We start from the raw sequence: 18,236 nt of genomic DNA on the forward strand, positions 1-18,236 counted from the left end.
CCGGCCTCAGGAGGCGGAGCGGCTGAGCGTCAGCGCGGCCTGCTCGCGGGTGCCGTAGCCGCACTCCTCGGCGAGGCGGGCGAAGTCGGCAGGGCCCCGCCGCCGCAGGCCGATGCGGCGCCGGAGGGTGCCCGCCCGACGCGTCGCGATCTCCTCCGCCGGCGTGCGGCCGAGGAACGCGAACGCCTCCGCGAGCATGCGAGGGGAGACGAGCAGCTCCCGGGCGAGCACCGCGGCGGAGAACGCCGGGTCGCGGTGGCGTGCCTCGATCACCGGGATCGCCTCCGCGTAGACCTGGTCGGCGCCCCGGATCCGGACCCGCGGAGCGCTGTGCTCGACGATCCCCTCCAGCAGCAGCTCGCTCGCCCGCCTCACGCCGGCGGCGCCGAGCACGGCCGGATCGTCCTCGATCAGGCTGTTCGCGAGGGCGCGGGCAGGCGTCCAGACCGACTCGCGCACCGGCACGACCTCGTTGATCCGCTCGCGGACCCACCGGTGCTCGAGCACGGCGGCGTCGAAACTCCAGGTGTACGAGAGGGTGGGCCGCCGGTAGTCGATGCGCGCCGGGACCCTGGCGTCGAGGAGCAGGACGCTGTTCGGCGTCGCCTCGAGCACGCCCTCGTCGAGGACGACCTCTCCCCCGCCCTCGACGATCAGGGAGATGTGAACGCCCGCCGGCCTGTCCGCCCTGTCGACCGACGGCGAGGGGGCGACCCTGATCCCGTTCGGCCCCCACACCCGCGTCAGCGCGAGTCCCGGTCCATCCGCTGCGTCCATCCGCAGACCGGGAGCGCCGGTCCCGCGCTCGTCCCAGGCGCGAGCGAACGCCCGCGTCCGCTCCTCTGCGGCCCCCATCTCCCGCCTCCTCCGCGTCAAACGAACAGAATCCCTCATCTGTCGATTACCGCCGCTGGTTCGCACGGATCTCCCAGGCCTCCGCGCCTCGCGCTCGGAATCCGGCCGCTCGCCGTCGCCGGACCGGGAGGACGGCGGGGAGGACCGCACGGTCAGCGGCGCTGGGAGAGCCGCCGCAGCGCGCGGTGAGCGCTCCCCACGGAGGCGAAGCCCGCCTCCTCGGCTGCGCGCGCGAAGTCGGCGATCGCCAGGGACCGCCCGCCGATCAGGAGCAGGAGGGTCCCCGCCCGGCGCCGCTCGAGCTCGTCGTCCGCCGTGCGTCCGAGGAAGGAGAACGCGCGAGCCAGCGTCAGCTCCGACACCAGAAGCTCGCGGGCGAGCCGGGCGGCGGTGAGGGCGGGATCGCGGTGGCGCTCCTCGATGAGGGCCATGGCCTCCCCGTAGACCTCCTCGGCGCGGGGACGTCTGCGCGGCGCGGAGCTCTCGACCAGCTCCTTCAGGAAGGCCTCGCCCGCCCGGGCGACGGCGGGCTGCTCCGCCAGAGCGGGGTCGCCGTCGAGGAGACCGTTCATCAGCGCCCGCGCCGGGGCCAGGAAGCAGCCGGCGACGGGCAGGACCTCGCCGAAGCGCTCCGTGATCCAGCGCTGCTCCAGCGCCCGCTCGCCGAGCACCCAGGCGTAGATCACGGTCGAGCGGGGGAAGCGCGCCCCGGTCCGCGGCTCCGCGTCGATGACCACCAGATCACCACTGCCGCACTCGAGCATCCGTCCGTCCTGTCGGATGCGTCCTCCGCCCTCGACGACCAGCAGCAGATGCGCGCCCGGCGGGCAGCGCGACTGCGGCTTCTGCTCGAGAACGCAGCCACCGGGGATCCACAGTCTGGCGATCTCGAAGCCGAGCGAGCCCGTCGCCTCGACCCGCAGTCCAGAACGGGCCTCCACGCCGTTCCAGTGCTCGGCCATCCGCCGGTACATCTCGGCCGATCTCGACCTCATCGGGCGCCCCCTCCTCGCGGGCACGCTGACGCCTCACCACAGGAGTGATTCGCAGCCCGCGCGTGCTCCGTTTGTCACCGGACCGGTCACAGCGGACGGCGACGCTCCCGCTCACCGCGCCGGCGGCGCCCCGGCGGCAGCGTGCGACCGACGGGATCACCGGGTCAGGAGGGCGATCGCGACTCGGAGCGGCGTCGGAGCTCACCACTCCCTCCTCACGGCAGCGCCACTTCCTCCTCACCTGCCCCCGAGCGCTTGGGCCGACCGCCCGCCCGCGGGAAGACTCCCCAGCGGTACGGCGCCCGTCGTACCCGCCGAAGCGGCCGAGCGGACGACGACCGTCCTCCGAGCAGGCCGCCGGCGAGAAGACAGACCGAGGAGCTTCACTGTGACTTCCGACAACTCTCCCGCTGAGCAGGGTCCGCTGAGGCGACGCACCGTCGTCGCCGGCGCCACCTGGTCCCTGCCCGTGATCGCCGCAGCGACGGCCACCCCGGCCGCCGCCGCCTCTGCCACGCAGACCCTCGTGTTCAGCTCCATCCCGACCATGATCGCGTGCATGCCCAACACGGCGCCGATCACGCTGACCCTCACCGGCGGCACCGTCGCGAACGTCCCCGTGCGGGTGAACACCCCGCCCGGCTTCCGCTTCGGAGGGAGCGGGACCGACACCTTCGTGACCGACGCGAACGGAGTCGCCACCATCCCGGTCGGCGGCGTCATCGCGGGCCCCTCGACCGGCTCGGCCCTCGCCTTCGGCGGCTCGGCGAAGACGAACGCCCCGTTCCCGGTCCGCCAGACCGGCGACCTGCAGTACAGCACGGGCCTCGCCACTGTTCCCGACAACTCCGGATTCATCCACACCTCCTCGCAGGGTGTGAACGGCAACGTCTCCGTCAAGGCGAACGGCGACATCTGGCAGTACCGGCGGTCGGACGGCTGGCAGAAGCTCGGCACGGGCGCCTCCACGGAGCCCAGCACGTCCGGGCTCACGCAGCAGCCGGACGGAACCTACAACGCGCACTGGATCAAGGACGGAGTCCTCCAGTACGGCAAGGCGCTCGCGACCGTTCCGAACAACTCCGGATTCGTCCGCACCTACGGTCAGGGCGCGGACGGGAACGTCTCCATCAAGGCGAACGGCGACATCTGGCGGTACAACCGCCAGGCCGACGAGTGGACCCTTCTGGGCACCGGCGCCAGCACCGAGCCGAGCGCGGCCGGCATCTCCGCGAACCCGGCCGGGACCCTGAACGTCCACTGGATCAAGAACGGAGTCCTGCAGTACGGCACCGCAGCGGCCACGGTGCCGACCAACTCCGGATTCGTCCGCGTCTACGGCCTCGGCACCCGCGGCACGATCGCCGTGAAGTCGAACGGCGATATCTGGCGGTACACCCCGCAGGGCAACGTCTGGGACCTCGTCGGCACCGGAGCCATCACCGAGCCGAGCGCCGCCGGACTGACCCAGCGGCCGGGCGGGACGTTCGAGATCCACTGGATCAAGGACGGGGTCCTGCAGTACGGCACCCGGCTCGCGACCGTTCCGGAGAACTCCGGGTTCGTCCGCACCTACGGTCAGGGAGCGGATGGGAACGTCTCCGTGAAGGCGAACGGCGACATCTGGTACTACAGCACGGCGCAGAACACGTGGACCAAGATCGGCTCCGGTGCCAGCACCGGCCCCGATGCGGCCGGGATCACCGCCCAGGGAGACGGCGCGCTGAACCCCCACTGGATCAAGGCGAGAACCGACTGCCGCTGATCCGCGCCCGGCGGTCCTCTCCGCCCGCGTCCTGCCGGACCGCGGGCGAGGAGGGCCGCCTCCGCCCTCCCGCCGAGGACGGGCGCCTCGTCCGAGGAGGAACGCGCCACCCCGTCTCGGCGCCCCTCCCCCGGCCTAACGTGGTCACCGCCCGCGCACCCCGTCCCCGCTGCGAAGGAGCCCGGTGACCGCTTCCGAGCAGCCGGCCGCCCCGCGCGGTCTCGTCGAGACGCTGCAGCTGAGCGGTCCCCGCGTGGAGGCGTGGCTGAGGAGCCTCGGCTGGGCGAGCGACGGAGCTCCGCCCCTGCACCTCGCCGGGGACGTGCTCGCCGTCGACGGCTTCCGGCTGAGCCGCCTCTGGCACACACCCGGCACGCTCCGGACCGACCCGCCCCTCCCCGCCCCCGACCGGGCCGAGGTCGACCTCATCGTCCCGGTCGCCGGCGAGATCGTCGTCGACGGCCCTCTCGAGGTCGCTCGTCTGCGGCCCGGCGGGCTCGCCCTCCTCCGACGCGACGACTCCGCTCGGTTCCGGGCGGAGGAGGACTCCGCCTGGCTGGCGCTGAGGACGTCCTGGGGCAGGCTCGGCCTCACGAGCGCACAGTCCGACGGGCCGTCCTGCACCCTGCTCGCCGCCGACAGCTACAGCGGCGCCTTCGTCTCCCTCGTCAACGCGACCCTCAACGCGGACCTCGCGGCGGGCGATCCCGGCTTCAGCGAGCTGCGCCGGGCGCTCGAGGCGACCGCGTCGGCCCTGATCAAGCAGAGCCTGCCGCCCGCCCGTCCGGAGGACGGACTCGAGGGCGTCCTCCTCCGCGCGATCGCCGTCATCGATGCGGAGGCGGGTGACGCGGACTTCACCGCCGGCGTTCTCGCGATGCGGCTCCGCGTCTCGCGGGCGACGCTGGACCGCGCCTTCCACCGCCGGGGCACGACCGTGGCCGCGACCCTCCGCGAGCGGCGCGTGCACCTCGCCGCGTCGCTGCTCGCCGCGAGCCCGTCGCTCTCGCCCTCGGCTCGCGCGGCCGTGGCCGAGCGGGCCGGCTTCCGGACGCTGAGGGCGATGGACCGCGCGCTGAGACGTTCGCGCGACGTCGACCGCGGCTGATCCGACCGGACATCGGCGTACGCGTCGCTCCAGGATGCACTCGGGATTCGTCGAACCGGTTCGCCTCTCCTCTGGAGTGTCGGGAAATGATCCGGTTAGGCTCTTCACGTTGTCGTCAACATAGTGTTACCGTGAACATTGCCGCGTACGAAGCCGGCACACTCCCTCCCCTCAGCAATGGTGCCGACCCTGGAGCAAAGCGCGATGAAGCCTTTCCTGCGACCACTCGTCCTCGTGACGGCCGTGGCCCTCACCGTCCCCCTTCTGACGGCCCAGTCGGCGAGCGCAGCTCCCTCCGACAGCCTCGTCCTGCGCTACGCGCTCGACGAGACGAGCGGCACGACCGTCGCCGACAGCTCGGGCAAGGGCCGCACCGGCACGCTCGTCAACGGAGCCGCTCCTCGCGGAGCCGCGGGCGTCGCCCTCGACGGGACCGACGACTACGTCAAGCTGCCCGACGACCTGCTCGCGGGCCTGAACTCGATCACGGTCAGCACCGAGGTCCTGGTGAACGCGAACCAGGGCACGCCCTACTTCATCTGGGGCCTCGGCAACACGACGAACGGCGCCGGGAACGGCTACCTCTACACGACGGGCAACGGCTACAAGGCCTCGATCGCCACCGGCAACTGGACCACCGAGCAGACCGTCAACTCCAACGCGAACCTCGCGCGCAGCGTCTGGAAGACCCTCACCTACACGCTCGACGACGCGAGCGACACCGCACGCCTCTACCTCGACGGCACCCAGGTCGCGCAGCAGACAGGAGTGACCATCACTCCCGCCGCGATCGGCAACGGCACCACCACCGCGAACGCGATCGGCCGCTCCGTCTACACGGCGGACAAGACCCTCGCCGGCTCGGTCCGCGACTTCCGCGTCTACAGCACGGCGCTCAGCGCGGCCGACGTCGCGACCCTCCAGGCCCCGGACAGCACGCGCGTCTCCCGCGACTCCGCCGCCCTGGACCTCGGGAGCCTCTCCTCGGTCTCCGCGAACCTCACCCTCCCGACGACCGGCCCCAACGGCTCCGCCATCGCCTGGGCCTCGAGCAACTCCGCGGTCGTCTCGACCAGCGGAGTCGTCACGCCGCCCGCGACCGGGGTCGCCTCGGTCGAGCTGACCGCCACGACCACCCGCGGCTCGGCCACGGCCACCCGCACCTTCACCGCCACCGTGCCCGCCAAGGACGTGAACGCCGACGCCCAGAAGGCGCTCGACGCCCTCTCGATCGTCAACTCCGGCGACGTCCGCGGCAATGTGACGCTGCCCGCGAAGGCCGGCTCCTACGACGTCGCCTGGGCCTCCTCGAACTCGGCCGTGCTCAGCACGACCGGCGTCGTGAAGCGCCGGTCCGCCGCCACGCCCGTCACACTCACCGCGACGATCGCCGGCACGACCGCGACCCGGCAGCTGCCCGTCACGGTGACCGCGGCTCCCGCGGACCTCGACACCGAGTACGACGCGGGCTACCTCTGGACCCACTTCGCCTCGACCGACTACGAGAAGATCTACTTCGGCTCCAGCACCGACGGTCTGCACTGGTCGAAGCTCAACAACGACAAGTCCGTGCTCGCCAACCTCGGCGGCACCCTCGGCGTCCGCGATCCGCACCTCGTGCGCTCCCCCACCGGCGACGAGTACTGGATCATCGGCACCGACCTGCACGCCGAGGGCACCGCTCCCGGCGGTACCTGGGACCAGACCAACGCGAGCAAGAACCTCGTCGTCTGGCGCTCGACGGACCTCGTGAACTGGAGCGATCAGAGCATCGTCTTCGCCGGCTTCCCCGACGCGGGCAACGTCTGGGCTCCTGAGGCGATCTGGGACGACGCGACCGGCCAGTACTACGTCTACTGGGCCGCCCGCGACAAGACGCTGACCGGCGGGGCCTCCGCCCAGCGCGTCTACGTCTCGACCACGCGCGACTTCGTCGGCTTCTCCACCCCGAAGGTCTGGCTGGACGAGAACCCCGCCGCCGGCGGCGGGAGCCGCGGCAGCATCATCGACACGACCATCGCGAAGGAGGGGGACACGTACTACCGCTTCTCCACCGCCGACTGGCGCACGGTCGTCGACAAGGCCCCGAGTCTCGCCGGCCCCTGGACCCGCGTGATCGGCTTCGGCGAGGAGAAGTCCCGCGGCCTCTCCGACCACCTCGAGGGCCTCACCGTCTACCAGCTGCCCGACGGCCGCTGGGTCGTCATGGGCGACTCGTTCGGCTACTCCGCCTACGTCACCGACACCCTCGCGGACATGCGGTTCACGGCGCTTCCTGTCGGCACCACCGGCGCGAACACGTACTCGTTCTCGAAGCCCTTCCGCCACGGCTCGGTGCTCCGCCTCTCGAGCGCTGAGGAGGCGCGCCTGACGGCCGCCTACGGCACCAGCAGCACCGGCCCCGCCGCGAAGCCGGTCAACGCGGCCGGCGAGATCCTCCGCTACACCTTCGACGGCGGCTCGGGCACCACGGTGCGCGACAGCTCGGGCAACAACCAGAACGGCACGCTGCCCTCGGGTGGCACCTGGAAGGACGGCGCCCTGCAGCTCGACGGCACCGACGACTACGTCAAGCTGCCGAACGACCTGCTCGCCGGAGTGACGGACCTCACCATCCAGTCCGACGTCTGGATCGACCCCGCGCAGGGCGGCGCCTACTTCCTCTACGGCCTGGGCAACACCACGAACGGCGCCGGCGACGGCTACCTCTTCACCTCGGGCAACAACTACCGCACCAGCATCGCGACCGGGAACTACACCACCGAGCAGACCGTCGCCGGCGGCTCGGCCCTCCCCCGCGGCACCTGGGCGCACCTGACGTACACGCTCTCCGGCACCACCGGCACGATCTACCTCGACGGAGTGAAGGTCGCCAGCGGCACCGTCACGACCGACCCGAAGGACATCGGCGGCGGCTCCACCTCGGCGAACTACATCGGGCGCTCGAACTACGACGCCGACAACCGCTTCCGCGGCCAGATCCGCGAGTTCTCGGTCTACAACCGGGCCCTCAGCGCCTCCGAGGTGCTCGCCGCCTCCGGCAACACGTCGGCCCTGGTCGACCTGTCGCTCAGCGGCGACGTCCTGAAGACGGCCCCGATCGTCGACTCGGCGAGCAGGACGGTCACCTTCCCGGTGAAGCCGGGGACCGACCTGACGAAGCTCACCCCGACCTTCTCCACCGCGGCCGGCGTCACGGCGAGCCCCGCCTCCGGCACCGTCCGCGACCTCTCCACCCCGCAGACGGTCGTGCTCACGCCCGCCGCCGGCGGCACCGCGACCACCTGGACCCTGAAGGCCGTCGTCATGAAGTCCCCCGTCCTCGCAGGCCTGAACGCCGACCCGAACATCGCGGTCTTCGGCGACACCTACTACCTGTACGCGACCTCGGACGGCTTCGCCGGCTGGGGCGGCAAGACCTTCTACGCCTGGTCCTCGAAGAACCTCATCGACTGGACCCGCTCGGAGCAGCCCTTCCTGACGCTGGACGGCGCGAACGGCAACGTGCCGTGGGCGACCGGCAACGCCTGGGCGCCGACGATCACCGAGAAGAACGGGAAGTACTACTTCTACTTCTCCGGCGAGAACTCCTCGCTGAACCGCAAGACGATCGGAGTCGCGGTCGCGGACAGCCCGATGGGACCGTTCACGGCGCAGCCGACCGCGATGATCACCAACGGCGAGTCCGTGCGGTCCGGCCAGGCGATCGACCCCGCCGCGTTCACCGACCCGAAGACCGGCAAGAGCTACCTCTTCTGGGGCAACGGCGACCCGCTCTACGGCGAGCTGTCCGACGACATGCTCTCGATCAAGACCGGCACGATCAAGAAGATCAGCGGTCTGACCGACTTCCGCGAGGGTGCGTTCCTGAACTACCGCGACGGTCTGTACCACCTCACCTACTCGATCGACGACACCGGCTCCGAGAACTACAAGGTCGGCTATGCGACCTCGACCAGCGTCGACGGACCGTGGACCTACCGCGGCGTGATCCTCGAGAAGGACCCGTCGCAGGGCATCCTCGCCACGGGCCACAACTCGATCGTCAACGTGCCCGGCACGGACGACTGGTACATCGCCTACCACCGCTTCGCCATCCCCGGCGGAGACGGCCAGCACCGCGAGACGACGATCGACCGGGTGACCTTCGACAAGACGACCGGTCTCATGCAGAAGGTCGTCCCGACCCTCACGAGCGTCGCGGCGCAGACGATCGTCGACTCCGCGCCGCTCGCGGCCTCGATCACGGGGAAGGCGACGGTGGGCAGCACGCTGACCGCCTCCGCCTCCTCCCCGTGGACGGCGACCGGCTTCCAGTGGAAGCGCGGCGGGACCGCGATCAGCGGGGCGACGGCGTCGAGCTACACGCTCACCGCCGCCGACCGCGGAGCGACGATCTCGGTGGCCGTGACCGCCGCGAAGCCGCAGTGGACGCCGGCGACGGCCTCCGCCTCCGTCGGCCCCGTGACCGACTCGGCACCCGGGATCGCCGTGACCACGACCGCCACGACGCGCTGCGTCGCGGGGAAGATCGTCGTCACCGCGACCGCCACGAACCCGAACGCCTTCGCCGCGAAGATCGTGATCGGCACGACGTGGGGCTCCAAGAGCTTCGCCGACGTCGCTCCCGGCGCCACCGTCTCGGCCGCCTTCACCACCCGGGCGACCAGCGTGACCGACGGATCCGCGACCGCCACGGCGACCGCGTTCATCGGCGGGAAGCCGGCCACGGCCTCCACGACCGCCCCCTACTCCGCGGCAAGCTGCAGCTGACCCGCGGGCACGACCCACACCCACTGAGATCGAGCCGGCGACGACGCCGGCCGGAGAACGGAGAACACCCGACATGAACACCCGATCCCTTCTGATCCGCGGAGCCGCCGGACTGGCCGGAGGCGTCCTCCTGCTCGGAGTCGCCGGAACGGCTTTCGCCGCCGAGGCCAACTACGGCAACGACGACGTCGACGTCAACGTCGACATCGCCGACCTCCCCGGGACCGGCGCCCTCTCGATGACCGTCGCCGCGGACTCGACGACGCTGACCGAGACCGGCTCGGACAACGTCCGCCGCCAGTTCACCGGCACCCTGCCCACCGTCACGGTCACCGACACCCGTGACGCCGCGGACGTCTCCCCCGACTCCGCGTGGTACGTCATCGGCACGGCGAGCGACTTCACGTCGGCCGACGGCTCGACCATCGGCGCCGAGAACCTCGGCTGGACCCCGGACCTGGTCGAGGGTGGAGACCTCGGCGAGGTCGCCGCGGGCGATGAGGTCGGCACCGCCATCGACGGCGGCGTCAACGGCGTCGGCCTGAAGGGCAAGGAGCTGCTCGCGATCGTCGCCAGCAACTCCCAGCAGGTCAACCCCGAGGGCTCCTGGAGCGCCGACGCCGACCTCTTCCTCCGCACCCCCGTGAACGTGGACGCCGGCGCGTACTCGTCCACCATCACCCTGTCGCTCTTCGAGTGACCCGTCGCGGCCGGGGGACGCACTCCCTCGGCCGCGATCCCACCACGGCCGACGCGGCCGGGCCCGCCCGCCCGGCCGCGTCGTGCTTCCCCCGTGCGACCATGAGGTTCTGATGACTGCTCCGCGCCGCTCCGCCGCTCCCCGCCGCCCGCTCCTCCCCGCGCTGCTCGCGCTGATCGTCGCCCTCCTCGGCGCGGGAGTCGCTCCGGCGGCCGTCGCGGCCGACGGAGCGATCACCTGGGCGGTCAGCCCCTCCACCGACGGCGTCCCCGACAAGCGCGCGTGGGTCGAGCTCGAGCTCGCCCCCGGCGCGAGCGCCTCGGACGAGGCGGTCGTGCGGAACCTCAGCGACCAGCCCGTGACCTTCAGCATCACCAGCGCCGACGGCTACTTCACCGACACCGGCCGCTTCAACATGCTCAACTCGGACCAGGAGTCGGTCGACGCCGGGCTGTGGATCTCCGCCCCCGAGACCGTGACCGTCGATCCGGGCAGCAGCGGCGTGGTGCCGTTCACCGTGACGGTCCCCGACAACGCCACCCCCGGCGACCACGCCGCCGGCATCGCCGCCTCCGTGCTCTCGCAGGGCACCGAGGCGGGAGGTGCGAACGTCGGAGTGGAGAGCCGCATCGGCTTCCGCGTGATGACCCGCGTGACCGGCGAGGTGACCCCCTCCTTCTCCGTCGAGGACCTGGCCAGCGACTACCGCCTCTCCTGGAACCCGTTCCAGCCCGGCTCCCTCTCGCTCGTCGCCGACGTGGTGAACACCGGCAACGTGCGCCTGCTGCTCGACGGCACGGCGAGCGCCCAGGGCGCCACCGCCCCCGTCGTCGCGGCCGACGCGCCCCAGCAGGAGCTGCTGCCCGGCGATCGGCGCAGCGTCTCGGTGCAGCTCGACGGCATCTGGCCCCTCTTCGGAGTCGGCGCCGACCTGACCATCGCACCGACCGTCGCCGCCGCCGATCAGGAGCCGGTCGCCACCGCTCCCGTGACGGAGTCGATCACGGTCGCCGCCGTGCCGGTCCCGCAGCTGCTCGTGATCCTCGGCGTCGCCCTCATCCTCGCGGCGCTGCTCGCCGGGCGCTCGCGCTCGCGCCGTCGCATCGCCGCCCTGGTGCAGCAGGCCAAGGAGGAGGGCCTGCGCGAGGGCGCGCGCGTCTCCTCCTGAGCGCCCCCTCCGCTCGCTCCCTCCTCCTCCGTGCCGCCGAGGGGACGCCGGGCCGTCGGGGGGATCCGCTACACCGGGTTCCCCCGACGGTCCAGGGTTCGCTCACCGCGCGGCCATGCGTCAGAGTGAGCGGATGACCACCACCTCCCTGGAGGCGCCGACTCGGCGTCTCGGCCTCATCGCGCTCATCGCGACCCTCGGCGGCCTCCTCTTCGGCTACGACACCGGCGTCATCAACGGCGCCCTCGAGCCGATGTCGGCCGAGCTGGGCCTCACCGCGCTGACCGAGGGGGTCGTCACCAGCTCGCTCCTCTTCGCCGCCGCGATCGGCGCGATCTCGGGCGGACGCCTCGCCGACGCCCTCGGGAGGCGGACCACGATCCGCCTGCTCGCCGTGCTCTTCCTCGTCGGCGCCCTCGTCTGCGTGGTGGCGCCGGGCTTCGGCGTGATGGTCCTCGGGCGGGCGGTCCTCGGACTGGCCGTCGGCGGCGCCTCGGTGGTCGTGCCGATCTACCTCTCCGAGATCTCCCCCTCCGAGATCCGCGGCTCGCTCGCCGGCCGCAACGAGCTGATGATCGTGATCGGCCAGCTCGCCGCCTTCGTGGCCAACGCCGTCATCGGCACCGTCTGGGGCGAGCTGCCCGGCGTCTGGCGGATCATGCTCGCCGTCGCCGCGCTCCCCGCCGCAGCGCTCCTGCTGGGCATGACCCGGGTCCCGGAGTCGCCGCGCTGGCTGATCGCGCACGGCCGCCGCGACGAGGCGCTCGGCGTGCTCACCACCATCCGGACGCCCGACCGGGCCCATGCGGAGGCGGAGACCATCGCCCGCTCGATCGGCGCGAAGGACGGCCCGAGGATCCCCCTGCTGCAGGCGCTGCGCGAGCGCTGGGCGGTGCGCATCCTGCTGGTCGGCATCGGGATCGGAGTCGCCCAGCAGCTCACCGGCATCAACTCGATCATGTACTACGGCCAGTCGGTGCTGAAGGAGGCGGGCTTCGACCACGACGGCGCGCTCGTCGCCAACATCGCACCCGGGGCGATCGCCGTGATCGGCGGCCTGATCGGGCTGCGGCTCATGCAGACGATGAACCGCCGCACGACCCTCCTGCTCGGCTACTCCCTGACCACCGCGATGCACTTCCTGATCGGCATCGCCTCCGTCGCGCTCCCCGTGGGGAACCCGGCGCGGCCGTACGTGATCCTGGTGCTGGTCGTCGCGTTCGTGGGGAGCATGCAGACGTTCCTCAACATCGTCACCTGGGTGATGCTGTCCGAGATCTTCCCGCTGCGGATCCGCGGCGTCGGCGTCGGCATCGCGATCTTCTGCCACTGGATCACGAACGCGGTGCTCGGCCTGTTCTTCCCCACCCTCGTCTCCGGCGTCGGCATCACCGGAACGTTCTTCCTGTTCGGCGCCGTCGGCCTGCTCGCGCTCGTCTTCATCTGGAAGCGCGTGCCCGAGACCCGCGGCCGCGCCCTCGAGGAGGTCGAGGCGGGCGTCGTCTCCGGCGAGCTCCTGCGCCGCTGACGCCCGCCCTCGGTCTCCTCCTACTGGTAGGTGACGAGGTCGGGGAGGGGGCGCACCTCGGCCATGGTCTCGGCGGGGGTGAGCATGGGCGCGTCCTCGTCGTAGAAGTTCTTCCAGCCCCAGGCGATGCCCTCGGGGGCGCCCTCGTGCAGCGCGTCCCAGGTCGCCTGCTTGTCGGGCTGCGAGCCCTGGCCGTCGACGTGGATGAGGAACTCCAGCTCGGGCCGGTCGCGGCGGATGCTGTCGCGGTCCTGCAGCATCGACAGCCGGAACTGGTGCAGCACGAACATCTTCGGCGGCAGCCCCTCGCTCTGCACCAGGTCGGCCAGCCACTCCGACACGCTGTCGACCTCGGCGGCCGAGACGCGCCCGATCTGCTCCAGCGGCTTCTGGCCGGGCAGCAGGCGCCACTCCGGGTCGAGCGCGAGGCCGACGTTGGGCAGCGACAGGAGGTCCGCGTACTGCTTCGCCTGGGTGAGGAAGTCGGTCAGCCCCGACTGCAGGTCGAGCACCACGTACATCCCCGCCGCCTGCGCCGCGTCGATGTAGGGGCGGATGTCGGCGGCGTCGAGCTCGTTGGAGTAGTCGCCGTCCTTGCCGGGGTCGCCCGCCGCGACCGTGGTGATGATCTCGAGGCTCGGCACGACCTGCTTGTCGGTGAGCGCCCGGTACGGCTCGGCCACCGCCTCCGCCCGCGCGATCGTGGGCTCGAGGCCCTGCTCCCCCAGCACGCCGAGGACGGGAGCGCCCGGAGTGCCGTAGATCGCGACGAAGAGGTGCCCGCCGAACATCCGCTGGCCGCCGCCCGGCAGCTGCCAGCCGCTCGCGGCCGCGCGCACGGCCCACTCGGGCTCGGGCTGGGCGGCGAGCACGGGGCCGAGCAGCAGCGTGCAGGAGGCGTCGGCCTCGGCGATCGCGGTCACGGCTCCGCCCGAGGCGAGCAGGTCGTCGCCGTCGATCACGGTGACGGGCACGCCGGCCGCGCGGGCGGTCGCCAGCGCGGCGATGTCGGCGTCCTGCGCGCGGGCGAGGGCGTGCAGGCCGGTCAGGGCGTCGGCCCGGGCCGGGAGGGCGCCGAACGGAGCGTCGGAGGCGTTGGACGGCGCGGCGGCGGCGAGGTCGGCGAGCGCCAGGTCGGTCACGGTCACGCCGGACGCGGTGCTGAGGGCGGCCGCGTCGGAGGCGGAGGCGACGACGTCGACGCCCTCGGGCGCGGTGACGTCGCCGATCGCGAGCGCGCGGGTCACGCCGAGGCGGGCGAACTCGGCGGCGAGGGCGTCGGAGGTCGGAGCGGTGGAGGACGGTATGGCGGACGGGAACGCGGAGTCGGACGGACCCGCCGAGTCGGACGGCGTCGCGGAGTCGGACGGCGTCGCGGAGTCGGACGGCGTCTCGGAAGCCGTGGATCCCGCGGCCGCGGCGCCCGCGGTCGGGGCGGCCGTCGCTCCGGATCCCGCCGAGCCGACCAGCAGCGGCACGCCCCAGGCGATGCTCACCTGGGCGGCGCGCAGGCGGGACTCGGCGACGTCCTCGACCAGGACGACCAGCGGAGCCGAGGCGAACAGGGCCGCACTCGCGGCGAGCGCGTCCGGGGCGAGCGCCACCGGCCCGCTCGGAGCCGCGGTGCGGGTGCGGGGCGCCTCCTGCTGGGCGTCGTCCGGAGCGGAGGAGTCGGGCGTGCAGGCGCTGAGCAGCGGGAGCACCGCGAGACCGCCGATCACGACGCTGCGGCGCGAGAGCCCGGAGCGGGAGGGGACGGAACGGGGTGTCGAGGGCATGGCAGGCCTCTCCTCTCGGAGCCCGATCGGGGCTCTCTGGTGCGTGGCTGGTCCTCTCGACTATCGCAGGCCCGGCGGCGGCGAGCGCCGAGGGAGCCGTCCCGGGCGCGCCTCCGGAGGCCGTCCGGACATGCAGAAGGGGAGCGGCGCCGCAGCACCGCTCCCCTCCGAGAGACTGGATCAGACCGTGCGGGGGGCCTTCGCGAGGTTGGCCTCGAGCTCCTCGCGGTTCTGCCGCACCACGTAGGCGGGGCGGTCGCGCTCGACGCGCCACGACTCGCTCAGCGGCGTGATCGCGACGGTGTCGAAGCCGATCCGGTCGTAGAGGTCGGTCACGAAGTGGATCGCCTCGGGGTAGTCGCTCGACGTCGCGAGAGCGCGGCGGTCGGGCGTGCCGGCCGGGGTGCCGTCGGTGGTGATGTCGGCGGCCATGATGTGGTTGAACGCCTTGACGACCTTCGACTCCGGGAGGTGCTGCTGGAGCATCTCGCTGGTCGTGGTCTCGCCCTTGTCGAGCGCCTCGATGCGGCCGTCGCGCTCGAAGTAGTAGTTGTTCGTGTCGAGGACGATCTTGCCGGCGAGCGGGGCGACCGGCACCTCCTCGAGGTTCTTCAGCGGCACCGTCACCACGGCGATCTCGGCGGCCTCGGCCGCCTCCTGAGCCGTGGCGGCGCGGGCCTTCGGGCCGAGCTCCGCGATGAGGTCGGCGAGGGTCTCGGGGCCGCGCGAGTTCGCGATGACCACCTCGTCTCCGAGGGCGATGACCGCCCGTGCGACCTGGCTGCCGATGTTGCCTGCTCCGATGATTCCGTACGTCGTCATGCTGAGGAGAACGCGGAGAGTGCCCCGGCATTCCGCTCTGCGGCGTTCTCCCACGCCGCACCCAGGTCGGCCCGTCCCTCCAGTAGCCTCGGTCCTCGGGCGCCGCTGCCCGAGAAGGAGTCCGTGATGCCGCAGTACGACCTCCCGCTCGACCTCCTCGAGCAGTACGCCCCCGAGATCGCCGAGCCCGCCGGGTTCGCCGAGTTCTGGCGCGACACGATCGCCGAGGCGAGGGCCGTCGCGACCGAGCCGCGCCTCGAGCGGGTCGACGCCGGCTTCGGACTGCTCGACACCTTCGACGTCACCTACTCCGGCTTCGGCGGCCACCCGATCCGCGCGTGGCTGATCCTCCCCCGCGGCATCGAGGGCCCCCTCCCCGGGCTCGTGACCTTCATCGGCTACGGAGGCGGCCGCGGGCAGCTCGCGGAGTGGACCGCGATGTCGGCCGCCGGCTACGCGCACCTGGTCATGGACACCCGCGGCCAGGGGTCCGGGCACCGCTCCGGAGCGACGCCCGACCCGGTGGGCAGCGGGCCGCACGTCTCCGGCTTCATGACGCAGGGCATCGAGTCGCCCGCGGAGCACTTCTACCGCCGCGTCTTCACCGACGCCGTCCGAGCGCTCGACGTGCTGCGCGCGCACCCCGCGGTCGACGCCTCCCGCGTGGCCGTCTCGGGCGGCAGCCAGGGAGGCGGGATCGCCCTGGCCGTCACGGGGATCCTGGGCCTGCTCGGCGAGTCGGAGTCGGCGCGCGCGGCGATCGTCGACGTGCCGTTCCTCTCCCACATCCCGCACGCCGTGCGGCTGGTCGACACGATGCCGTACGGCGAGATCGTGCAGTACCTGCACACCCACCGCGGCGCCGAGGCGCGCGTGTTCGACACCCTCTCGTACTTCGACGGCACCTCCTTCGCCCCCTACGCGCAGTCCCCCGCGCTGTTCTCGGTGGCGCTCCGCGACGACATCTGCCCGCCGTCCACCGTCTACGCCTCCTACAACCGCTATGCCGGACCCCGCGAGATCCGCGTCTACCCCTTCAACGGCCACGAGGGCGGCGAGGCGTTCCAGATCGGCGAGCACGTGCGCTTCCTGGGGCGCGAGCTGGCGTAGGAGGAGGAGCCGCCCGGTCGGCGGACGGGGGCGGTGCGCCCCGGCGCATCACCCGTTCCGACTCTCGATCATCGCGCTGCCGATGCGGTCCTCGAGGTCGGCCAGCTCGTCGAGGACGTCGCCGACCACCCAGACCTGCCGGGCGCCTCGACGGGCGTCGCTTTGTGACGCCGTGCGTCGCGCTCGGTACCCGTTCGCGGCTCCGCTGGGCACTATCGACTCCATGACCCGCCAGATCCGCTTCAATGCCTTCGACATGAACTGCGTCGCCCATCAGTCCTCGGGCATGTGGCGCCACCCCCAGGACCAGTCCTGGCGCTACAAGGACCTCTCGTACTGGACCGACCTGGCGAAGCTGCTCGAGCGCGGCACGTTCGACGGCATCTTCATCGCCGACGTGCTCGGCACCTACGACGTCTACGGCGGCTCGAACGAGGCGGCGATCCGCCACGGCGCGCAGGTCCCCGTCAACGACCCGATCCTCCTCGTCTCGGCGATGGCCGCCGCGACCGAGCACCTCGGCTTCGGCATCACCGCGGGCACCGCCTACGAGCACCCGTACCCGTTCGCGCGGCGCATGTCGACGCTCGACCACCTGACGAAAGGCCGCGTGGGCTGGAACGTCGTCACCGGCTACCTCCCCAGCGCCGCCCGCAACATGGGCCACGAGGACCAGCTCGAGCACGACGACCGCTACGACGTCGCCGACGAGTACCTCGAGGTGCTCTACAAGCTGTGGGAGGGGTCGTGGGAGGACGACGCGGTCGTCCGTGACCGCGAGTCCGGCGTGTTCACCGACCCGGCGAAGGTGCACGAGATCGGGCACCGCGGCAAGAACTTCACCGTCCCCGGCATCCACCTCTCGGAGCCGTCGGTGCAGCGGACCCCCGTCATCTACCAGGCGGGAGCCTCACCGCGCGGCATCCGCTTCGCGGCGGGCAACGCGGAGGCGATCTTCGTCGCATCCTCGACGAAGGCCGGCCTGAAGGCGACCGTCTCGCGCATCCGCGACGCCCTCGAGGCGGCCGGCCGCGACCGCTACTCCGCGAAGATCTACACGCTGCTGACGATCATCACCGCCGAGACCAGCGAGGCCGCGCACGAGAAGCACCGCGACTACCTCTCCTACGGGAGCGAGGAGGGGGCGCTGGTCTTCATGTCGGGCTGGATGGGCATCGATCTGTCGCAGTACGACCTCGACGAGCCGATCGGCAACGTGAAGAGCAACGCGATCCAGTCGGCCGTCGCCAACTTCCAGGAGGCGAACGAGGACGGCTCGGAGTGGAAGGTCCGCGACATCGCCAAGCTCAGCGTGATCGGCGGGCTCGGCCCGTTCGTCGTCGGCTCGCCCGCGGAGGTCGCCGACCACCTGCAGGAGTGGGTCGAGGAGACCGACGTGGACGGGTTCAACCTCGCCTACGCGATCACGCCCGGCACCTTCGAGGACGTGGTGGAGTTCATCGTGCCGGAGCTGCGCAGCCGCGGCGCGTACCCGGAGGAGTACGTCGAGGGCAGCCTCCGCCAGAAGCTGCACGGCCGCGGCGACCGGCTGCCGGAGGAGCACCTCGGCGCCGGCTTCCGCTACGCGCCGGCGGCGGTCTGACGACAGGGGGCGCCGGGCGGCCGGTGGGGGC

13 protein-coding genes are annotated in these 18,236 nt (G+C 72.1%); 8 read left to right on the plus strand and 5 right to left on the minus strand.

Annotation, left to right across the window (positions count from 1 at the left end; genetic code table 11):
* Positions 1-6: 6 nt before the first annotated feature.
* Together C5C25_RS05910 and C5C25_RS05915 are read right to left on the minus strand one after the other, a co-directional pair.
* Entirely contained in the window at positions 7-855 is an 849-nt protein-coding gene (locus C5C25_RS05910; RefSeq protein ID WP_104250030.1) for a hypothetical protein, read from the minus strand.
* Between the two features lie 152 nt (positions 856-1,007).
* Positions 1,008-1,850 (minus strand): AraC family transcriptional regulator, encoded by an 843-nt coding sequence (locus C5C25_RS05915; RefSeq protein ID WP_104250031.1) that lies wholly within the window; start codon positions 1,848-1,850, stop codon positions 1,008-1,010.
* 388 nt (positions 1,851-2,238) lie between these two features.
* Here C5C25_RS05915 and C5C25_RS05920 point away from each other — a divergent pair, with 388 nt between their 5' ends.
* From C5C25_RS05920 to C5C25_RS05945, 6 genes are all read left to right on the plus strand, one after another.
* The gene (locus C5C25_RS05920; RefSeq protein WP_104250032.1) at positions 2,239-3,615 is read left to right on the plus strand and encodes a hypothetical protein; all 1,377 of its coding nucleotides are present in this window, start codon (positions 2,239-2,241) and stop codon (positions 3,613-3,615) included.
* A 184-nt stretch (positions 3,616-3,799) separates the two neighbouring features.
* Positions 3,800-4,723 (plus strand): helix-turn-helix domain-containing protein, encoded by a 924-nt coding sequence (locus tag C5C25_RS05925; protein WP_104250033.1) that lies wholly within the window; start codon positions 3,800-3,802, stop codon positions 4,721-4,723.
* A gap of 204 nt (positions 4,724-4,927) precedes the next feature.
* A complete protein-coding gene (locus C5C25_RS05930; protein WP_181133643.1) occupies positions 4,928-9,496 on the plus strand; it encodes a family 43 glycosylhydrolase in 4,569 nt (1,522 codons plus the stop codon).
* A gap of 73 nt (positions 9,497-9,569) precedes the next feature.
* Positions 9,570-10,196, plus strand: a complete 627-nt coding sequence (locus C5C25_RS05935) for a hypothetical protein (RefSeq protein WP_104250035.1) — start codon at positions 9,570-9,572, stop codon at positions 10,194-10,196.
* A 112-nt stretch (positions 10,197-10,308) separates the two neighbouring features.
* Complete coding sequence (locus C5C25_RS05940) at positions 10,309-11,364, plus strand: WxL protein peptidoglycan domain-containing protein (RefSeq protein ID WP_104222384.1); 1,056 nt, start codon at positions 10,309-10,311, stop codon at positions 11,362-11,364.
* A gap of 133 nt (positions 11,365-11,497) precedes the next feature.
* Positions 11,498-12,892, plus strand: coding sequence for a sugar porter family MFS transporter (locus C5C25_RS05945; RefSeq protein WP_244229508.1), 1,395 nt, complete (start codon positions 11,498-11,500; stop codon positions 12,890-12,892).
* Between the two features lie 20 nt (positions 12,893-12,912).
* Here the strand turns inward: C5C25_RS05945 and C5C25_RS05950 are convergent, their stop codons facing one another.
* The gene (locus C5C25_RS05950; protein WP_104250037.1) at positions 12,913-14,670 is read right to left on the minus strand and encodes a hypothetical protein; all 1,758 of its coding nucleotides are present in this window, start codon (positions 14,668-14,670) and stop codon (positions 12,913-12,915) included.
* 180 nt (positions 14,671-14,850) lie between these two features.
* Positions 14,851-15,492 carry an NADPH-dependent F420 reductase gene (locus tag C5C25_RS05955; RefSeq protein ID WP_104227021.1) on the minus strand — a complete coding sequence of 214 codons (642 nt, stop codon included), beginning with the start codon at positions 15,490-15,492 and terminating at the stop codon, positions 14,851-14,853.
* A 126-nt stretch (positions 15,493-15,618) separates the two neighbouring features.
* Between C5C25_RS05955 and C5C25_RS05960 the strand changes: the two genes are divergently transcribed.
* Positions 15,619-16,602, plus strand: a complete 984-nt coding sequence (locus C5C25_RS05960) for an acetylxylan esterase (RefSeq protein ID WP_104250038.1) — start codon at positions 15,619-15,621, stop codon at positions 16,600-16,602.
* Between the two features lie 48 nt (positions 16,603-16,650).
* Here the strand turns inward: C5C25_RS05960 and C5C25_RS16465 are convergent, their stop codons facing one another.
* On the minus strand, positions 16,651-16,815 hold the full coding sequence (locus tag C5C25_RS16465; RefSeq protein WP_181133644.1) for a hypothetical protein: 165 nt from the start codon (positions 16,813-16,815) through the stop codon (positions 16,651-16,653).
* A 10-nt stretch (positions 16,816-16,825) separates the two neighbouring features.
* Here C5C25_RS16465 and C5C25_RS05965 point away from each other — a divergent pair, with 10 nt between their 5' ends.
* A complete protein-coding gene (locus C5C25_RS05965; RefSeq protein ID WP_104222379.1) occupies positions 16,826-18,205 on the plus strand; it encodes an LLM class flavin-dependent oxidoreductase in 1,380 nt (459 codons plus the stop codon).
* Positions 18,206-18,236 lie beyond the last annotated feature (31 nt).

The organism is Rathayibacter sp. AY2B9 (assembly GCF_002931595.1).
In the GTDB taxonomy this organism is placed as follows: Bacteria; Actinomycetota; Actinomycetes; order Actinomycetales; family Microbacteriaceae; genus Rathayibacter.